Origin of the sequence: Nocardia elegans NBRC 108235 (genome assembly GCF_001612845.1) — a bacterium.
Taxonomy (GTDB): Bacteria; Actinomycetota; Actinomycetes; order Mycobacteriales; family Mycobacteriaceae; genus Nocardia; species Nocardia nova.
Window position 1 is genome coordinate 1 of record NZ_BDBF01000071.1, and the last position, 18,171, is coordinate 18,171.

14 protein-coding genes are annotated in these 18,171 nt (G+C 67.7%); 8 read left to right on the plus strand and 6 right to left on the minus strand.

Annotated elements, in window-relative coordinates; translation table 11 throughout:
• The 4 genes from rpoB to NE2_RS32095 all read right to left on the minus strand — a co-directional run.
• Positions 1 to 2,020 (minus strand): DNA-directed RNA polymerase subunit beta (gene rpoB, locus NE2_RS32080; RefSeq protein WP_233429946.1); only part of this gene is annotated, 2,020 nt, incomplete at its 3' end.
• 352 nt (positions 2,021 to 2,372) lie between these two features.
• Positions 2,373 to 3,224, minus strand: a complete 852-nt coding sequence (locus tag NE2_RS32085; RefSeq protein WP_063032203.1) for a carbohydrate ABC transporter permease — start codon at positions 3,222 to 3,224, stop codon at positions 2,373 to 2,375.
• Positions 3,221 to 4,117 carry a carbohydrate ABC transporter permease gene (locus NE2_RS32090; RefSeq protein WP_063032205.1) on the minus strand — a complete coding sequence of 299 codons (897 nt, stop codon included), beginning with the start codon at positions 4,115 to 4,117 and terminating at the stop codon, positions 3,221 to 3,223. Before NE2_RS32090 ends, NE2_RS32085 begins: the two co-directional genes overlap by 4 nt.
• Positions 4,114 to 5,358: an extracellular solute-binding protein gene (locus NE2_RS32095; protein WP_063909543.1), complete on the minus strand. Its 1,245-nt coding sequence runs from the start codon at positions 5,356 to 5,358 to the stop codon at positions 4,114 to 4,116. The genes NE2_RS32090 and NE2_RS32095 overlap by 4 nt, the downstream gene beginning before the upstream one ends.
• Before the next feature lie 172 nt (positions 5,359 to 5,530).
• Here NE2_RS32095 and NE2_RS37365 point away from each other — a divergent pair, with 172 nt between their 5' ends.
• The 5 genes from NE2_RS37365 to NE2_RS36115 all read left to right on the plus strand — a co-directional run bounded on the left by NE2_RS37365 (position 5,531) and on the right by NE2_RS36115 (position 10,246).
• Entirely contained in the window at positions 5,531 to 6,460 is a 930-nt protein-coding gene (locus tag NE2_RS37365) for an SIS domain-containing protein (RefSeq protein WP_063032238.1), read from the plus strand.
• Positions 6,457 to 7,380 (plus strand): ROK family protein, encoded by a 924-nt coding sequence (locus tag NE2_RS37370; RefSeq protein ID WP_063032207.1) that lies wholly within the window; start codon positions 6,457 to 6,459, stop codon positions 7,378 to 7,380. Before NE2_RS37365 ends, NE2_RS37370 begins: the two co-directional genes overlap by 4 nt.
• Positions 7,377 to 8,534, plus strand: coding sequence for an N-acetylglucosamine-6-phosphate deacetylase (gene nagA, locus NE2_RS37375; protein WP_063032209.1), 1,158 nt, complete (start codon positions 7,377 to 7,379; stop codon positions 8,532 to 8,534). The genes NE2_RS37370 and nagA overlap by 4 nt, the downstream gene beginning before the upstream one ends.
• Positions 8,522 to 9,475 (plus strand): hexose kinase, encoded by a 954-nt coding sequence (locus NE2_RS32115; RefSeq protein ID WP_233429947.1) that lies wholly within the window; start codon positions 8,522 to 8,524, stop codon positions 9,473 to 9,475. The genes nagA and NE2_RS32115 overlap by 13 nt, the downstream gene beginning before the upstream one ends.
• A gap of 429 nt (positions 9,476 to 9,904) precedes the next feature.
• Positions 9,905 to 10,246, plus strand: coding sequence for a hypothetical protein (locus tag NE2_RS36115; protein ID WP_146165307.1), 342 nt, complete (start codon positions 9,905 to 9,907; stop codon positions 10,244 to 10,246).
• 15 nt (positions 10,247 to 10,261) lie between these two features.
• Here NE2_RS36115 and NE2_RS32125 read toward each other — a convergent pair whose 3' ends face one another.
• Both NE2_RS32125 and NE2_RS32130 read right to left on the minus strand, forming a co-directional pair.
• Positions 10,262 to 11,263: an XdhC family protein gene (locus NE2_RS32125; RefSeq protein ID WP_063032244.1), complete on the minus strand. Its 1,002-nt coding sequence runs from the start codon at positions 11,261 to 11,263 to the stop codon at positions 10,262 to 10,264.
• 201 nt (positions 11,264 to 11,464) lie between these two features.
• Positions 11,465 to 12,610 carry an alpha/beta hydrolase gene (locus tag NE2_RS32130; RefSeq protein ID WP_063032213.1) on the minus strand — a complete coding sequence of 382 codons (1,146 nt, stop codon included), beginning with the start codon at positions 12,608 to 12,610 and terminating at the stop codon, positions 11,465 to 11,467.
• A 502-nt stretch (positions 12,611 to 13,112) separates the two neighbouring features.
• Here NE2_RS32130 and aceA point away from each other — a divergent pair.
• The 3 genes from aceA (at position 13,113) to metE (ending at position 18,054) form a co-directional block, all read left to right on the plus strand.
• Positions 13,113 to 14,405, plus strand: coding sequence for an isocitrate lyase (gene aceA, locus NE2_RS32135; RefSeq protein ID WP_030518801.1), 1,293 nt, complete (start codon positions 13,113 to 13,115; stop codon positions 14,403 to 14,405).
• Positions 14,406 to 14,602: 197 nt separating this feature from the next.
• The gene (locus NE2_RS32140; RefSeq protein WP_063032215.1) at positions 14,603 to 15,475 is read left to right on the plus strand and encodes a 3-hydroxybutyryl-CoA dehydrogenase; all 873 of its coding nucleotides are present in this window, start codon (positions 14,603 to 14,605) and stop codon (positions 15,473 to 15,475) included.
• A gap of 251 nt (positions 15,476 to 15,726) precedes the next feature.
• Positions 15,727 to 18,054, plus strand: coding sequence for a 5-methyltetrahydropteroyltriglutamate--homocysteine S-methyltransferase (gene metE, locus NE2_RS32145; RefSeq protein WP_063032216.1), 2,328 nt, complete (start codon positions 15,727 to 15,729; stop codon positions 18,052 to 18,054).
• Positions 18,055 to 18,171: the final 117 nt, after the last annotated feature.

Sequence of the window (18,171 nt, forward strand, 5' to 3'; positions counted from 1 at the left end):
CCGGGCCGTCGGCGAGGACGTCCCCGCCGACCACCCGCTGCCCTTCGTCCACGATCGGACGCTGGTTGGCGCAGGTGCCCTGATTGGTGCGCGAGTACTTCCGCAGCCGATAGCTGCGACGCGTCCCGTCGTCGTGCGCGACGGTGATGTAGTCGGCCGAAACTTCCTCCACCACACCGGATTTCTCGTTCACGATCAGATCTCCGGCGTCGACGGCGGCCCGGCGCTCCATACCGGTGCCGACCAGCGGCGCTTCGGTGCGCAGCAACGGAACCGCCTGCTTCTGCATGTTCGCACCCATCAGGGCGCGGTTGGCGTCGTCGTGCTCGAGGAACGGAATCATCGCGGTCGCGACCGACACCATCTGGCGGGGGGAGACGTCCATATAGTCGATCAGATTCGAATCGACGAGCTCGACCTCGGAATTCCTGCGCCGCACCGGGATTCGTGCGGCGACGAAGCGGCCTCCGGCATCGAGCGGTTCATTGGCCTGGGCGACGACGTGCCGGTCTTCCTCGTCGGCGGTCAGATAGTCGACCTCGTCGGTGACGGCGCCGTCGACCACCCGGCGGTACGGAGTCTCGATGAAACCGAACGGATTGACCCGCGCGTACACCGAGAGGTAGCCGATCAGGCCGATACTCGGCCCTTCGGGCGTCTCGATCGGGCACATCCGGCCGTAGTGGCTGTAGTGCACATCACGAACCTCCAGGCCGGCGCGCTCGCGGCTCAGACCGCCGGGCCCCAGCGCCGAGAGTCGGCGCTTGTTGGTCAGACTCGCCAGTGGATTGCGTTCGTCCAGGAACTGCGACAGCTGTGAACTACCGAAGAACTCGCGGACCGCCGCCGTGATCGGGCGGATGTTGATCAGGGTCTGCGGAGTGATGGCCTCGACGTCCTGCGTGGTCATCCGTTCCCGGACCACCCGCTCCATCCGCGAGAGCCCGATGCGGATCTGATTCTGGATCAGCTCGCCGACCGTGCGGACCCGCCGGTTGCCGAAGTGATCGATATCGTCGACCTCGACCGGAACTTCCGGCCCACCGGCCGCGGTCATCGTGGAATCGCCTGCGCGCAAACGCAACAGGTATTCGATGATGGTGACGATATCGTCCTCGGTCAGCACGCGCGGACCGCCCGTGCGGCCGCCGTGCACCCCGAGTTTCTTGTTGATCTTGTAGCGGCCGACCGCGCCGAGGTCGTAGCGGTTGTCCCGGAAGAACAGGTTCTCCAGCAGGTTCTGCGCGGACTCCTTGGTCGGCGGCTCGCCCGGGCGCAGCTTGCGGTGGATGTCGAGCAGCGCCTCGTCGGTGTTGGCGGTGTTGTCCTTGGCCAGTGAGGTGGTCATGATCTCGGAGAATCCGAAGCGTTCGGCGATCCGTTCGCTGCTCCAGCCCAGGGCCTTGAGCAGCACGGTCACCGGCTGACGACGCTTGCGATCGATCCGCACACCCACGGTGTCGCGCTTGTCGACATCGAACTCCAGCCACGCACCACGCGACGGAATCACCCGCGCCGAATACAGCGTCTTCTCCGTGCCCTTGTCGATCGACTCGTCGAAATACACACCCGGCGAACGCACCAACTGCGACACGACCACGCGCTCGGTGCCGTTGACGATGAAGGTGCCCTTGTCGGTCATCATCGGGAAATCACCCATGAAGACCGTCTGCGACTTGATCTCACCGGTGTTGTTGTTGATGAACTCCGCGGTGACGAACAACGGCGCCGCGTAGGTCATGTCCTTGTCCTTGCACTCATCGATCGAGGCCTTGACCTCTTCGAAGCGCGGATCGGAGAGTGTGAGCGACATCGTTTCGGAGAAGTCCTCGATGGGGCTGACCTCGGCCAGCACCTCGGCGAGCCCGCCCATCGAGTCATTGCCGTGCGCGGCCGCGCGCCGTTGCCACTCGGGCGCTCCGACCAGCCAGGCGAACGAATCGGTCTGAACCTCGAGCAGCCCCGGAATTTCCAGGGGCTCGGTGAGTTTCGCGAACGAGAGTCGTTTCGGGATTGTCAAGGCGCGTCCTTCCAGCACCGCGCGCGGTCACGACATGGGTGACCGGCACGAGATCTGCTTGTCCTGTAGGGGCTGTATGCACAAATCCGCACCGGATGTCGTCCGAACATGCCTCGGCCGAGCCGATGGTCGGTGACGCGCAGATTGCATCACTGTCCACGGCTTTTTCGTATTTCGAGAGTTGGCGGGCATCCGGGCTGCGGGAGGTCCCAAAGTACACCGCAAAGAGAAGGTTGTCGAGAGCGCGACAAGAATAAGACACCGCATTATCGGTGTCTTCCCACTTCAATAATGGCAGCCGTATATGCGATTCGTCAAGTCGATTGTCGCCAGGACCGGCGTGTCGTGGCGATCACTTCACACTGCCCGCCGTCAGGCCCGCGACCAGCCGCTTCTCGATGAGGGCGAACAGCACGACAACCGGCACGATGCCGACGGTGGAGATGGCGAACACGAATTGCCAGGCGGTGTCGTATTGGCCGACGAATTTCGTCAACGCCACCGCGAGCGGCTGATTTTCCGGAGTGGTCAGCACCACCAGGCTCGCCGCGAATTCGTTCCAGCAGGAGACGAAGACGAAAATCGTCGCGGTGACAATTCCGGGCCATACCAGCGGCAGGCTGATTCGCAGCAGAATATGTGGGCGGGACAGGCCGTCGAGTTGCGCGGCTTCCTCGATCTGCACCGGAATCGAAGCGAAGAAGCTGTGCAGGATCCACACCGCGAACGAGAGGTTGAACGCCGCGTTCACCAGAATCATCGCGAACCAGGTGTCGTTGATGCCGACGGCGAAGAACTCCCGGATCAGGCCCGTCACCAGCACCGTCGGCTGCAGCATCTGAGTGACGAGCACCGCGCCGAGAAAGGCGGCCCGTCCCGGAAAGTGCCGTCGCGCAGTGAAATACGCGGCCGGCACGGCCACGGCCAGCACGAGCAGTGTCGCGAGCACCGAGATGGCCAGGGTGCTGACGATATTGAACGGCAGCGGCGTTTCCGGGGTATGCCACATATCGGCGTAGTTCGCGGGCCGCCACCGATCCGGCAGATAGGCCGGCGGAATGCGCAGGATCTCCGACCGGGGTTTCAGCGATCCGAGCACCATCACGAGATACGGGACGAGAAACACCGCCGCGATCACGACACCGGCCGCGGTCAGTCCCCAGCGCCGCTTCGGTTTCCGCACGGCGCGTTCGCGGGTGGTCATGCGCCGGCTTCCGCGGTCGGCCGGACCAGTTTCACGTAGACCGCGATGATCACGGCGATCAGCGCGAAGTTCAGCACACTCATCGCGGCGGCGGTGGCCAGCTGCTGATTCTGCCGAATCAGCTTGTAGGTCAACGTGGTTGTGGTGTCGGCGGAGAATCCGGCGATACTGCCCGTCAGCACCTGCAGGATCGGCAGCGAATTGAAGACGTTGATGATGTTGACGACGGTGGCGACCGCGATCGCCGGACGTAGCTGCGGCAGCGTCAGATATCGGTAACGTTGCCACGCCGATGCGCCGTCCACCCGGCCCGCCTCGCCCACTTCCACCGGAATCGACTGCAGCCCGGCCAGAATCGTATAGGTGGTGAACGGGATCGACACGAAGACCGCGACCGCGATCGCCACCGCGAAGGCCGATCCCGGCTCCTTGGTGAACCCGAAACCCCGATCGAGCACACCGATATCGACCAGGAGGCGATTGGCGAGGCCGACCTCCGGATCCAGCAGATAGGCGAACACACTCGTGGTCATGACCACCGAGGCCGCCCACGGCACCAGGATCGCCAGCCGGATCAGGGTACGGCCGGGAAAGTCGAGAGCGAGAAATTGCGCCAGTGCCGCCGAGACCACCAGGGTGATCAGCACGACGGCGACCACCCAGACGACAGTGTGGGCGAGGACGCTGCCGAGCTCCTCGATGCCGAACAGCCGGCGGAAGTTGGCCGTCCCGGCGAAGCCGCGATCGCGACCGTAGGGGCTGAGATCGCGGGTGCTGGTCCAGAGCATGTATCCGGCGGGAAAGGCGACCACCGCGGCGATCAGGATGATCACCGGGCCGACCCACGGCAGGGCGCGGATCGCGGATCCGGTGCGGCCGCGTGGGCTGCTCATTCCGCCGCCCGCGCGATGCGGCGCAGGACCTCCGCCGGGTCCGCGCCCTGTGCCACGGTGCCCATCTGCTGGCGGATCGCGCCCTGAACCGCGGCCCATTTCGGATCGGCGGAGGGGTAGAAGCGGGCGACCGGCAGGGTGGCGGCGAAGGTTTCGGTCACCGGATCGTGGGCGAGCGCGCGAGCTCCGGAGGTGGTGATCGGGATGAAGTGCTCCGCCCGCACGAATTCCGAGTAGACCGCGGGCGAATAGAAGTAGTTCAGGAACTGCCGTATCGCGGCCTGCTTGTTGCCGTGTTTACGGAACGCCATCAAGTGGTCGGCGACGCCGAGGGTGACGGGCGCGCCGGTTTTCGTCGGTGAGGGTGCGGTGGCGTAACGCAACGCCGGATTCTGCCGGTCGATCATGCCCAATACCGGCGGCAGACCTTCGATCATGCCGATCCGGCCCTGGACGAACGCGTTGATCACGTCCTTGCGATCGGTGGAGCCCGGATTCGGCTGGGTGTCGCCCGCCGCGGCCAGTTCCGACATCGCCCGCACCCCTTCGCGGTTGGCGGCGGTGTCGACGGTGAGGGTCGCGCCGTCGGACCAGCTGCCGCCGGCGCCGAACGTCCAGATCGTCGTCTCGCCCTGCGCCTCCTCACTGCCCAGCGGCAGGCCGTAACCGGAGATGCCGCCGCCTAGGGCCTGGATGCGATGCGCGTTCTCGCGCAACTCGGACCAGGTCCGCGGCGGGGCGGCGATGCCGGCGCGGGCGAACAGATCCGTGTTGTAGAACAGCGTGCGCGTCGAGGCGAACAGCGGTAGCGCCCATTGGGTTCCGCCGATGGAGGCGTTGCGGGCGAAGCCGGGGTCGATGTCGTGCAGGACCGCCGGGTCGGCGATGTCGGTGGCCGGATAGAGCATGTCGTCGGTCGCGTAGGCGGAGTAGGCGTCGATGCCGAGAATGTCGGGTGTGGTCGTCACCGACTGCAGATCGGTGCGGACCACCTCGTTGATCGAATCCCACGATTCGACCTGAAGATGGATCGTGATCTGCGGATTCTGTGCGCGGAAGCCCGCGATGATCGCAGCCCACTCCGCGCGGGTCGCGTCGCTGTAGGCGGGCACCAGCAGTGCCAGTGCGCCGGGATCGGAATCGTCGGTGCTGCGGCCGCGGAAGCCGCAGGCGGCGACGGTCACCGACAGCACGACGAGAAGTGCGGCGATCGCGAACGCACCGCGCGGCCGACCGGACACCAGCGTCAACCTTCCCCTTCGTACAACCGTCACCTGCGGCATTCGCGGGACATCGGCGGATGCCGGAGGGTAGGGACCGGTCCGGCTCGTCCGAATCTAACCGGGGCGGTGGTCGCGCGGGACGATTCGCGGGAAAGTTGACATGATCGAATCGCGGTCCGATTCTGAGACCGTGCCGCCCTCCACCGAGAGCTCGGATCGCACGCATCCGCCCCGGCCCCATCTGGCCGCCGAGGTGGCCACCCAGCCCGACGACTGGGCATGGGCCGCGGCGGTCGCGGCAGAGCACCGAACGCTGCTGCCGAGCCCCGGCGAGCGGGTGGCGGTCGTGGGCTGCGGCACCTCCTACTTCATGGCGTGCGCGATCGCCGAACTCCGGGAATCGGCCGGCCACGGTCTCACCGACGCATGGCCGGCGAGTGCGGTGCGCGGTGGCCGCGATTACGACCGCTATCTGGTGATCTGCCGTTCCGGTACCACCACCGAGGTGGTCGACGCGATGCGGGCGATGCCCGCCGCGGTGGCGCGCACCGTGATCTGCTCCAGTCCGGGGACGCCGGTACTCGAGCTCGCCGACCCGATCCTCATCGACGCGGTCGACGAGCGTTCGGTGGTCCAAACACGCTTCGCGACAACGGCTCTCGCGATACTGCGGTGGCATCTGGGGGAGGATCTGGCGCCGGCGATCGAACAGGCTCGCGCGGTCCTGGACGAGGCCGCCGAGTCGAGTGTGCCGGCCGCCGTCCGCAACGCGGAGCAGATCGCTTTCGTGGGAATGGGTTTCGCCGCGGCGCTGGCCGAGGAGGCGGGGTTGAAATTGCGGGAATCCTGCCGGGCCTGGGCGGAAGGGTATCTCGCGACCGAATATCGGCACGGCCCCATCAGTATCGCGGCACCGGGTCGTGCGGTGTGGGCGCTGGGGCCCGTCGCCGCCGGGCTGCTCGAGGACATCGCCGCTACCGGGGCGCATGTCGAATATCGCGATATCGATCCGATGGCCGATCTCGTGCGCGTGCATCGGCTGTGCCTGCTGCGGTCCGCGGATCTGGGGCTGGATCCCGACCATCCGCGCGGGCTGCGGCGATCGGTGATCCTGCGATGACCGAAGCGAGGGAGCTCGATCCGGTCCTCGCCATGGATGTCGGTGGAACCACGATCAAGGCGGAGATCAGCGACTCCGCCGGCCGGGTCGAGGCCGCCGCGACGGTGCCCACCCCGCGCGGTGAGCGGGCGCTCGACGCCATGGCCGCGCTGGGCGACCGATTGCTGACCGAAGTCTCCGACGAGACACGGGCCGGCCTGCGTCGCGGGGCGATCGGACTGCCGGGCATCGTGGACGCCGCACGGTCGCTGGCGGTGTTCAGCAGCAATATCGGCTGGCGAGATGTGTCGGTGGGCAGTCGATTGCAGGACCGGTGGGGATTTCCGGTACTGATCGAACACGATGTGATCCTGGCCGGCTGGGCGGAGTGGCGCCTGGGTGCCGGACGCGGCGCCGACGATGTGCTGGTGGTGAATCTCGGCACCGGAATCAGCGGGGCACTGGCCGTCGGAGGGCGGCTCGTGCGCGGTGGCGCCGGGCAGGCCGGTGAATACGGGCATATTCCGGTGCGGCACGACGGGCGACGCTGCTCCTGCGGAAATATCGGGTGCGTGGAAACCGTGGCCTCCGGTCCGTCCATCATGCGGGCCTACCGCGAGCGCACCGGCCGCGACATCGACGGCGCCGAAGCGGTTTTCGCGGCTCTGCCCGACGATGCGCACGCCCGGGCCGTGATCGACGACGCGATCGACGCGCTGGCCGACGGACTGCTGGGGGTCGTGCACGCGGTCTGCCCGCAGCGCATCGTGCTCGGTGGCGGGCTGGCGGGCGCCGGGCCGGTGCTGAGCGAGGGACTGCGCGCGTGTCTGGAGCGGCTGGCGCGAGTCGCGCCGGTACCACAGGTCGTCACGGGTGCGTTCGGTGCGCGGGCCGGATTGGTGGGCGCGGCCCGGTATGCCCGGCTGGAGGTCCTCGAATGAACGATGGACAGCCGGTGCTTCGCGGCCGCGTGGTCACCTCGGCCGGGGTCGTCGACGATGCGGTGCTCGAGGTGCTGGACGGTCGCATCGAGGCGGTGCGGCCCCTCGCGCAATGGACGTTCGGCAACCGGGGCGCCGAACCGCCGCCGCATCTCGGGACCTTGCTGCCCGGCCTGGTCGACATCCACAACCACGGCGGATACGGCCACCGATTCGACACCACCGATCCGGAACAGGCGCGCGCGGCGGCGCGCTATCACCATCGGCAGGGGGCCACGACCGTGCTGGCGAGCATCGTGACCGCCGCACCCGACACGATGGTGGCCCAGGTCGCGGCCCTGCGCGAGGTGGCCGCCGATGGTGAGATCGCCGGAATTCACGTCGAAGGTCCGTTCCTTTCCGAAATGCGCTGTGGTGCGCAGGATCCCCGCTATCTCCGCGATCCCGATCCCGAACTGATCCGGCGGCTGCTCGAGGCCACGGACGGACATCTGCGCGTGATGACGCTCGCGCCCGAACGCCCGGGATTCGCCGCCGCCGCGGCGCAACTCGGCGAACACGGCGTGGTGGTGGCGCTCGGCCATACCGACGCCGGTTACGAACAGTTCTCAGAAGCGTTGGCGCCCAACGGATCCGGTACTCTTGTCACGCATCTCGCCAATACGATGGCGCCGCTGCACCATCGCGCGCCCGGCGCGGTCGCCGCCGCACTGGTGGGTGCGGCCGCCGGTGATGTGGTGGTCGAATTGATCGGAGACGGCGTGCACATCGAATCCGGTTTCGGGGCGCTGGTTTTCGCGACGGCGCGGCACCGCGTGGCGCTGGTGACCGATGCCATGCAGGCGGCCGGTCTGCCCGACGGTGACTACCGTCTCGGCCCGCAGGCCGTCCATGTGGAAGCGGGGGTGGCGCGGGTGCCGAGCGGCGCCCTGGCCGGCGGAACCGCGACGCAATTGCAGTGCCTGCGCTGGGCGGTGCACGAATGCGGTGTGGATCTGATCGACGCGGTGCGCGCGGCGGCGACGACGCCGGCGGCCGCGATCGGCGCGACGGCCGTCGGCGATCTGCGGCCGGGGATGTTCGCCGACGTGCTAATGGTCGATTCGGATCTGGAGTTGCGCGCGGTGCTGCGACGAGGACAGTGGTTGAGGTGATCCTCACCGTGACGCTGAACCCGGCCTACGATATGACCTATCGGGTCGAGAACTTCGAACCCGGACGGGCGCATCGGGTTTCGTCGGTCGAGCAGCGTGTCGGCGGTAAGGGCATCAATGTCAGCCGGGTGCTCAATCAAATCGGGAAATATTCGCGCGCAACGGGTTTCGCCGATCATACGTTTTCCGCCGCCGCCGAACGAGAACTGCCGGTGGACTTCGTGCACGCACTGCCGTGGGTGCGGCGCACCGTCGTGATCAGCGACAGTCACGACGGCTCGGCGACCTCGCTGTGGGAGCCGGGGGCGCGACTCACCAATCCCGATGCGGTGGATCAACTGCTGGTGCGATTGCGGGGGCTGGCCGGTGAGGCCGGTGGCATCGTCGTCTCCGGATCGCTGCCCGGCGGCGTGCGCGTGTCGCTACCCGCCGACCTGGCCCGCATCGGACTCGACGCCGGGGTTCCGGTGATCTGCGATGTGGACGGTCTCGCCCTCGAAGCCGCCGCCCGGGTGCCGGGAGTGATCCTCATGCCGGATCTCGACGAATTCGCGGGACTGACCGGGGCACGCCCGGCCACGACCGAGGAGGTGGCCGCGGCGGCCGCCGCGCTGGTGGGCGCCGGCGCGGGAGCGGTGATCGCGACGCGGGGCTCCGACGGCATGGTCGCGGTGACACCGGACGGCGCGTGGTCGGCCGTTCTGCCCGAGCCGTTGTGCGGCAATCCGACCGGGGCCGGTGATGCCGCGGCCGCCGCGGTGATCGCCGCGCTGGCCGGACCCGACCGGCCGGAGTGGCCCGCGATCCTCGCCGATGCGGTTGCCACCTCGGCCGCGGCGGTGGTGATGGCCGTGGCCGGCGAGATCGACCTGTCGCTGCGGCAGCGGGTGCTCGCGGAGGTCGTCGTCGAGAAGCTGGCCGATCCGGTCGGCGACCGCTGACCCTTCCCGTGCGGCGTTGCCTCGGGCCCCCGGGGCGGCTCGTGCCGAGGGGGATCGCGCCGCGCCGCGTCCGTGCGGTGACCGCGGCGGTGGCGGGCGGTACATTGCGAACGGGCTTGTCGTTGTCCGCGTGCCGTGGGCCGATGCTCGGCGCCTCGGATCGCCGAACCAGAGGATCGTCGAACCGGAGTTTCCGGAAGAGGTGAGCTGATGCCCGACCCCGCACCAGACCCCGCTGCCGCTCCCAAGCCGGTCACCGGCCGCGACCTCGCGCCTGCCACGGACCCGGCGCTCGAGCCCGACCTAGCCCGTAAGCCCGACGCCGTTCGTGAGTCCGACGCCGTCCGTGAGTCCGATCCCGCCCGTGAGTCCGACTCCGTCTCGGAGCCCGGCGCCACAACCACTGCCGACGACGTACCGATCCCTCGGATGCCTTTCACGGTTCGCGCGGCGCAGGTCCTCGCGCTCGGTCTGGCCGTGGTCGGCGTCGGCTGCACCGTCACCGCGGGCTGGGTGTCCGGGTCGCATGTCGCGGTGATCACCGGGCTGTCGTTCGTCGCCAGCTGGATATTGGGCACGGTCGCCCTGGCCTTCGGCGCCGTCGGCGCGAGCATCCGGATCAGCGCGGTTCTGCTCGCGGTGCTCAACGCACTGTGGACGGTGCCCTCGATCGTCGTGGGCCGCCCGCCCGGCTGGCTCGGGCCCGTGGTCTCCGTGCTGGTCGCGGGGTTGCTGCTGCGGCGTTCGGCCCGAGACTGGTTCGAACCCTAGGGTCGGCCCGGACGATCAGGAGGCGGCGGCGGTGGCGTGTGCCGGGGTCCGCCTCGAACCCGCGGACCGCACCGCGAGCAGTTCGGCGGCGATCGCCACGGCATGTTCCATCGGGGTGCGGGCACCGACCTCGAAGCCCGCCGGCGCGTGCAACCGGGCCAGCGTGTCGGCGCCGAATCCGCCGGCCTGCAATGCCTCGAGCCGATGGTCGTGCGCCGAATGCGAGCCGAGCGCGCCCAGATAACCCAGCTCGGGTAGGCGCAGCGCGACGGTGAGCAGGGGGATCTCGAATTTCGGGTCCTGGGTCGCGGCGACGATCGCGGTGGTGCGGTCGATGGCCCCGATGCCCGCCTGGGCGTTGAGATAGCGGTGCGGCCAGTCCACCACCACTTCCGCGCCCGGGAACGAGGCGGGCACGGCGAAGGCCTCGCGCGGATCGCAGATGGTCACGCGGTAGCCGAGCAGCCGGCCCTGGGTCGTCAAGGCGGCGGCGAAGGTATTGGCGCCGAAGATGATCAGTCGCGGCGGCGCGGTGTGGGACGAGACGAACACATCCGATTCCGGCAGCGACACCAGCTCGGTGTTGTGCCGGCGGTCGGTGACCAGATGCTGGCCGATCACCTCCGGGTCGTTGTGCCACACGACGGTGAACACCGTGACGGGTTTGTGCCGCGCGATATCCCCGGCCACCGCCGCGAATTCCGGAAAGTCGTTGCGAGAGAACGGTTCTACGAACACGTCGATGGTTCCGCATTCCGCGCTCACGTCGAATCCGGAGGTCGCGTCGAAGCGCCGCAGCTCTCGGTGGCCGGTGCGCGCGGCCTCCACCGCGGCCTCGTAGACGGCGGCCTCGTAGCAGCCGTCGGAGACCGATCCGTGCACACCGCCGTCGGGGTCGACGAGCATCGCCGAGCCCACCGGTAAGGGGGAGCTTCCGAAGGTGCGGACCAGGGTTGCCAGGCCGCCCGTGCGGCCGCTGTGCCAGACCCGTAGCAGGTCCTCGACGATGTCACGCATCACATGCTCCCGATCAGCGTGCGCGAGTGGGCGGGCCCGCCGGTCGTCGCGTCCCGTCGCCAGATCGTCACACGTGAGGGCCACGATAACCGCTCCCGTGCGCGGCGTCGTGTCGGCGATGGGAATTCCCCGACGGGCACCGATCGGCGTGGGAATCCGGCTGTGACATAGCACAACCGAATAACCGACCGGGTTGTACTTTCAGGCGAACAGGCCGCGAACGAACGGCAACGAATCGACCAGTGAGGCGTTCACCGTGCCGCTGTGATCGGTGGGATAGATCCGGAAGGTCAGCGGCTGCCGGTGGGCGGTCAGAACCCCCGCGTAGCGCAGTGTCTCCGGGGTGATCACATCGGTGTCGCGCAGGCCCTGGCCCATGAAAATCGGCCTGTCGTAACCGGTTTCGGGCAAACCGAGGTAGCCGGCCAGCAAACCGTGCAGATTCGGAATCTGCGACAACGGGCGGGTGAACAGATCGCCGATCACCACGCCCGCGGCGGCCAGATCGTCCCCGAGGGGTGTGAGACATTCGTCCTTCGCGCGATCGAGCCAGTTCCGGCCGGAGTCGGTCAGGAAGGACTCGATGCCGAGTTCCGGGAACGTGGTGCGCAGGCCGTTCAGAATGTAGAGAACGTATCCGGTGGTGTGCGGGCTCAACTTCACCGGCGGGATGCCCGGGCCCAGCGGCATCAGGATGTCCTCGATATAGGCCGGTACGCCGGTGCCGACGCCACCCCGGTAATCGAGGTCCGAGCCGCCGAACTCGGTCGCGTAGCGCGCGGTGAACATCGCCGCGCCGCCACCCTGCGACTGGCCGACCACGACCCATTCGCGCGACAGCCGCGAGTAGTGGCCGACGGCCGCCCGCACGGCGTCGACCACGTTGTGCGCCTCGACGACGCCGTTGAGATACGGGTGATCACCGGGGGTGCCGAGGCCGGCGTAATCGGCGGCCACGATCGCGTAGCCCTGCTTCAGCCAGGTGCCCAGATATGCCCAGTCCCGAGCCACGTCGCCGGGGCCGGCGATGCTGTAGGCGCAACTGTCGCCGAGGCCGACCGTGCCGTGTGCCCACGCGACGACCGGCCAGCCGCCGGCCGGGGCCGGGCCCGGCGGAAAGTACACGGCGGCGCTCGCGACCGTCGGCTGGTTCCCGACCGTGCTCGTCGTATAGAGAATGCGCTGGGAATCCACGGAGCCGGGCAGCGTCGCCGCCGCGGACAGTGGCTCCACCGATTGCACCGCCGGCGTGTCTGCCGCGGCGCCGGGCGCCTCGATCACGGCGGCCGACGCGGCTAGTGCCAGGGAGCAGGCGACGCCCGCGATCGCGGTCCACAGTGTGCGCATCGTGTTCCTTTCCGGGTTCCGGTGCCGACCCCGGGGCACGACGATCAGTGTCGCAGCCGCTCGGCCGAGCCGCCGAGGTGTGTCCGAATCGTACGGAGCCGGGAGTGGCGCGGCACACACCGAGGGCAGCCGCCCGCGCTTGTGAAGGTCCTCACAGTCGGCAATGCGTGCTCCCGAATCGCCGCGGTGGTAAGGCTCACTGAAACAGTACGGGCGTTACGTAAAACCGCATGTCAGGCCTACTCGCCAGTAGAAGTGGGACGTGCAATTAACAGGCAAATTTTGCAGACTTAGCAAAGACCCCTGCAAAGCTAGCCGAGATTCACACTTGCAACAGGTAGACGGCAATTTTTAGTTGTGCCATCGTGTGGAAGTACACCCGATGGGCATAGCAACCCTGCAAATTGCCGCTCCAGCAGAGTTCGGACATCGCGACCCGTAGTCGGCGCGGATGTTCGGCGAGCGGGGCAACCGAGACCGAACGAAGAAGTGGAGTCACCAGATGTCGAACGTCGGCACCCCGAAGACCGCTGCGGAGATCCAGAAGGACTGGGACACCAACCCGCGCTGGAAGGGCATCACCCGCGAGTACACGGCCGAGCAGGTCGTGCAGCTGCAGGGCAATGTCGTCGAGGAGCACACGCTTGCCCGCCGGGGTGCGGAGCTGCTGTGGGAGGGCGTCAACGCCGAGGGCGAGTACATCCACTCGCTCGGCGCTCTGACCGGCAACCAGGCCGTGCAGGCCGTGCGTGCCGGCCTGAAGGCCATCTACCTGTCCGGTTGGCAGGTCGCCGGTGACGCGAACCTCTCCGGCCACACCTACCCCGACCAGTCGCTGTACCCGGCCAACTCGGTGCCGTCGGTCGTGCGCCGCATCAACAACGCGCTGCTGCGCGCCGACGAGATCGCCAAGGTCGAGGGCGACACCTCGGTCGACAACTGGGTCGTGCCGATCGTCGCCGACGGTGAGGCCGGCTTCGGTGGCGCGCTGAACGTCTACGAGCTGCAGAAGGCCATGATCGCCGCGGGTGCCGCCGGTACCCACTGGGAGGACCAGCTGGCGTCGGAGAAGAAGTGCGGCCACCTCGGTGGCAAGGTGCTGATCCCCACCCAGCAGCACATCCGCACCCTGACCTCGGCTCGCCTGGCCGCCGACGTCGCCGACACCCCGACCGTCGTCATCGCCCGCACCGATGCCGAGGCCGCCACCCTGATCACCTCCGACGTCGACGAGCGCGACCGTCCGTTCATCACCGGTGAGCGCACCGCCGAGGGCTTCTACCACGTCAAGAACGGCATCGAGCCCTGCATCGCGCGTGCCAAGGCCTACGCCCCCTACTCCGACCTGATCTGGATGGAGACCGGTATTCCGGACCTGGAGGTCGCCCGCAAGTTCGCCGAGGGCGTCAAGTCCGAGTTCCCGGACCAGCTGCTGGCCTACAACTGCTCGCCGTCCTTCAACTGGAAGGCGCACCTGGACGACGCCACCATCGCGAAGTTCCAGCGCGAGCTGGCGGCGATGGGCTTCAAGTTCCAGTTCATCACCCTGGCGGGCTTCCACTCGCTCAACTACGCGGCCTTCGACCTGGCCTACGGTTACGCCCGCGAGGGCATGACCGCCTTCGTCGACCTGCAGGAGCGCGAGTTCAAGGCTGCCGCCGAGCGTGGCTTCACCGCCATCAAGCACCAGCGTGAGGTCGGTGCCGGCTACTTCGACACCATCGCCACCACCGTGGACCCGAACACCTCGACGGCGGCCCTGAAGGGCTCCACCGAAGAGGGCCAGTTCCACTGAGCTGAACCCGGTCGCCCGTTCCGGGCGGCGGTGACCGGAACCGGCGGCAGCTGTCGCCGGTTCACGTCACCACCAGATATGGGCACTCCTGCAACGAGCGCCCGCAGCCCTTCCCGTCGAACAGCCCCGGCGGGGAGGGCTTTTTCTTAACATCACAATTAACCAAGCCACCGCCACACAACCAGCAGGAGCGGGACGTGAGCAGCGAGAAGATTCAACGCGTCGGAGTCATCGGCGCTGGACAGATGGGCGCCGGAATCGCCGAGGTCTGCGCCCGGGCGCATGTCGATGTGCTCGTGTTCGAACAGACCCGGGAACTGGCCGCCGCCGGCCGCGCCCGCATCCTGCGATCGCTGGATCGCGGTGTGAGCAGCGGCAAGATCACCGAGCGCGAGCGCGAACAGGCCGCCTGGCGGCTGCGGTTCACCTCCGACCTCGGTGACTTCGCCGACCGGCAGTTGGTCGTCGAGGCCGTCGTGGAGAGCGAAGACGTCAAGACCGCGATCTTCAGCGAACTCGACAAGGTCGTCACCGACCCCGACGCCGTGCTGGCCTCCAACACCTCCTCGATTCCGATCATGAAGATCGCCGTCGCCACCAACAACCCCGAGCGGGTCGTGGGCATGCACTTCTTCAACCCGGTGCCGGTGCTGCCGCTCGTCGAGCTCGTGACCACCCTCAAGACCAGCGAAGCCGTTTCCGCGCGCGCCGAAGCCTTCGCGGGTGAGGTCCTCGGCAAGCAGGTCGTGCGCTCCGCCGACCGCTCCGGCTTCGTCGTCAACGCGCTGCTCGTGCCGTACCTGCTCTCGGCCATCCGCATGGTCGAATCCGGCTTCGCCACCAAGGAAGACGTCGACAAGGCGATGGTGCTCGGCTGTGCCCACCCCATGGGCCCGCTCGCCCTGACCGACCTGGTGGGCCTCGACACCGTGAAGTCGATCGCGGACTCCATGTACGCCGAATTCAAGGAGCCGCTCTACTCGGCGCCGCCGCTGCTGATGCGCATGGTGGAGGCCGGGCTGCTCGGTAAGAAGACGGGAGCGGGCTTCTACCAGTACAACCGGGGGTAAGCGCAGAGACGGTAGGGCTCGCCGTTCGGGCGCTGCTGCTCGCTCCTTCGTGGCTTGCGCAGCGGCACCCGGGCGGCGAGCCGCCGCGAACCGGTCACTCGTAGGACTCGCTCCGTGCGGGATGCGTGGACCGGACCTGTTCACAACTTCATCCACAAGAAGTACCCACCGCCTGTTCGGCGGGTATTCACGTTACCGGGCATAGGCTGCGGAGAAGGTCCTCGACCGCAGCTCGAAAGGGAGTCCCGCTCATGGTCAACGTCACCGACGGTTTCGGATCGAGCATCCTGGGTTACCCGCGGATCGGTCCGCACCGGGAGCTCAAGCGTGCCCTGGAGTCCTATTGGCACGGCACCCTCTCGCGCGAGGAGTTGCTCGCGGTGGGGCGCGATATCCAGGACACCCAGTTCTCCGAGCTGGCCGCGACCGGACTGACGCAGGTACCCGGTAACACTTTCTCCTTCTACGACCACATCCTCGACAACGCGCTGCTGTTCGGCGCGGTGCCGAAGCGGTTCGAGCCGTATCGCGAGGAGTTGCACCCGCTCGACTTCTACTTCCTGATGGCGCGCGGCCGGCCGGATCTGCCGCCGTTGGAGCTGGTCCGCCTGTTCGGCACCAACTACCACTACCGTCAGCCCGAACTCGACGCCGATACCGGATTCTCGCTGCATCCCGAGGCTTTGCTGGAGGAGTGGGACCGGGCGATGAACCGCGGTATCGAACTGCGGCCGGTGGTGCTGGGCCCGCTGTCGCTGCTGTTGCTCTCGAAGGCCGGGCAGGTGCCGGGCGAGACCGAATTCGACAAGCTGACCCTGCTGGACAAGCTGCTGCCGGTCTACGAGCAACTGCTCGAGATCCTGGCCAAGCGCGGTTCCACCTGTGTGCAGTTCGACGAGCCGTGCTTCACCAGTGAACGCACGCCGGAGGAATTGGCCGCGTTCGAGCGTGCCTACCAGCGACTGTCGACGGCCGCGCTGCGTCCGCGCATCCTCGTCACCGGCCAGTACGGCGATTTCGGTGAGGCCGTGCGGATTCTGGCGGGTACCGCGGTGGAGGCGATCGGGCTCGACCTGGCCAGCCACCGCACCCGGCCCGAGGAACTCGCCGAGATTCCCGGAATCCGGCGCAAGCGGCTCTACGCCGGCGTGATCAGTGGCACCAACGTCTGGCGTGCCGACCGGCTGGTCACCCTCGAATACCTCAACGCGCTGTCGAAGGTGTGCCCGGACCTCGTCGTGTCCACCGGGACCACGCTGCTGCACGTGCCCTACGACCTGCTGGTCGAATACGACATCGAGGGCAATGTCGCCGACCGCCTCGCATTCGCGAAACAGAAAGTGCTCGAGGTTGTTTCGCTGGCGAAGGCACTGACCGAAGTGCATCGGGGCGGGGAAGGGGGCGAGACCGCGGCGAAGTGGGCGAAGCGCCCGACGTCGGTGCATTTCAAGCAGAAACACGCTGTGCGGCAACGGGTTTACGCCGTCACGCCGCAGATGCGCGAGCGCGAACCGTACGAGGTGCGCGCGAAGGCGCAACGGGAGCGGCTGAATCTGCCCCTGGTTCCGGCGACCACGCTCGGCTCCTTTCCGCAGACCGACGCGGTGCGCCAAGCCCGCTACGACCTGGGCGAAGGCCGGCTGTCCTACGAGGAGTACCGCAAGCGGATCGAGGCCGAGATCGAGTCGACCATTCGCCTGCAGGAGGACATCGGCCTCGACGTGTTCGTGCACGGTGAGCACGAACGCAACGACATGATCCAGTACTTCGCCGAACTGCTCGACGGTTTCGCGACCACGCACTTCGGCTGGGTGCAGGTCTACGGCTCGCGGTGTGTGCGGCCGCCGATCATCTACGGCGACGTGTCGCGGCCGAAGCCGATGTCGGTGGAGTGGATCACCTACGCGCAGTCGCTCACCGACAAACCGGTGAAGGGCATCGTGACCGGTCCGGTGACGATGGTGGCTCGCTCGTTCGTGCGCCAGGACCAGCCGCTGTACGAGACCGCCGACCAGGTGGCGCTCGCGATCCGCGACGAACTGGCCGATCTCGAGAAGGCCGGCGTGGCGATCATCCAGGTCGACGAACCGGCGATCCGGGAACTGCTGCCGCTGCGTCCGGACGGGCGCACCGAATATCTGCGCTGGGCGGTCAACGCGTTCCGGCTGGCGACCTCCGGGGTGCGGCCCGACACTCAGATCCACACCCACATCGCCTATTCGGCCCGCTCCGAAATCGTGCGTGCCATCGAGGAACTCGACGCCGACGTCACCGCCATCGTCGCGACCCGCTCGCTGGAATGGGTGCTCAAGGCGCTGACCGAGGATGTCGAGGAAGGGCACGGCCTGAGCCACGGCGTGGGCCCGGGTGTGTACGAGAGCCGTTCGGCGCGGATTCCGGATATCGACGAGATCGACGAATTGCTCACCGCCGCAGCCGAAGCCGTGACACCGCAGCGGCTGTGGGCGAATCCGGACGGCGGTTTGAAGACCCGCCACTACTGGCAGCTGGATCCTTCGCTGCGCAATATGGTCGCCGCCGCCCGCCGGGTGCGGCGTCGCGCCGAAGCGGCCGAATAGGTCCTGCCGCTGCGCAATCCGCATCGCCCGGGTGGTTCGCCACCCGGGCGAAACTCACAGCTGTTGCCGAAGATTCGCTCGCCCCGAGTGCGTTAGCCTACGACTACTGTTTCGAGA

Bases quoted from the DNA above. Each gene is read 5' to 3' on its own strand.
- NE2_RS32085 (WP_063032203.1), bottom strand. From the start codon at position 3,224: ATGACCACCCGCGAACGCGCCGTGCGGAAACCGAAGCGGCGCTGGGGA.
- NE2_RS32090 (WP_063032205.1), bottom strand. From the start codon at position 4,117: ATGAGCAGCCCACGCGGCCGCACCGGATCCGCGATCCGCGCCCTGCCG.
- nagA (WP_063032209.1), top strand. From the start codon at position 7,377: ATGAACGATGGACAGCCGGTGCTTCGCGGCCGCGTGGTCACCTCGGCC.
- NE2_RS32125 (WP_063032244.1), bottom strand. From the start codon at position 11,263: ATGCGTGACATCGTCGAGGACCTGCTACGGGTCTGGCACAGCGGCCGC.
- NE2_RS32130 (WP_063032213.1), bottom strand. From the start codon at position 12,610: ATGCGCACACTGTGGACCGCGATCGCGGGCGTCGCCTGCTCCCTGGCA.
- NE2_RS36115 (WP_146165307.1), top strand. From the start codon at position 9,905: ATGCCTTTCACGGTTCGCGCGGCGCAGGTCCTCGCGCTCGGTCTGGCC.
- aceA (WP_030518801.1), top strand. From the start codon at position 13,113: ATGTCGAACGTCGGCACCCCGAAGACCGCTGCGGAGATCCAGAAGGAC.
- NE2_RS37370 (WP_063032207.1), top strand. From the start codon at position 6,457: ATGACCGAAGCGAGGGAGCTCGATCCGGTCCTCGCCATGGATGTCGGT.
- metE (WP_063032216.1), top strand. From the start codon at position 15,727: ATGGTCAACGTCACCGACGGTTTCGGATCGAGCATCCTGGGTTACCCG.